The sequence below is a fragment of the Vibrio sp. 1978 genome (assembly GCF_033344345.1).
In genome coordinates this window covers 1-757 of the sequence record NZ_JAWPOP010000375.1, presented here as the reverse complement: position 1 = coordinate 757, position 757 = coordinate 1, and the positions used below count along the sequence as shown (strand labels likewise).

The 757-nt window shown below is 45.8% G+C and carries 1 protein-coding gene; it reads right to left on the bottom strand.

The features are described 5' to 3' along the window. The coding region (locus R8N49_RS26705) for an autotransporter assembly complex protein TamA (protein ID WP_412034917.1) at window positions 1–757 on the bottom strand (757 nt) is incomplete at both ends.

Below are 757 nucleotides of genomic sequence, written 5' to 3'. Positions count from 1 at the left end.
AGAAGTTTTCGTACAAGTGACGAACGTACACGGTTTTGTGCCAACCACCGTCGGTTAACCAGTGTCTTTCTACCGCAAGGTTTGATTCCAAACTCTCAGTATCACGGTTGTCCAAATGCTTCAGACCAAATTGCAATTGATAGTATTCACGTAAGACGTCGTCTAATGGAATTTTGTAGCCGGCGGTGATGGTTTGTTCTGGTTTGGAGAGAGAAAGCGCCGTATTAAAGCTATGGCCGCGCGCACTTACCCATGGTTTTTTCCATTTTAAAGTACCGCGCACACCCGTATCGGTGGAGTAACCAATACCAGTTTCAATTTGGTTTTTCGCAGCAGGCGCTAACGAGACTTTAATCGGCAACTCGCGCCCATCTTCAAGCTTGCTTAAGTCAGGCTCAACAAACACGGAGGAGAACCAATCGGTGTTAGAGAGGTTTTGGTTGTATTCACCCACATCAGAGACAAGGTAAGGTTCACCAATTTCAAAAGGTCGCATCGACTCAACACGGTTTTCCCAGATCTGGCTTCCCGTAATTTCTACCGGACCAAAGTGATAGCGAATACCGCTGTCGTAGTGCAAACGCACATTGGCTTCATTCAATTCGGGGATCACTTCCAGCTTGTTGAGCTTAAAGTCACCATTGAAGTAACCACGTTGCAAAGCCAGGTTACGAATCCCTGATTTAAGGCTGTCATACTCACCCTGATTTAAAATCCGCCCAACTTTTAAAGGCGATTTGGCGATGAGATTCGTAAA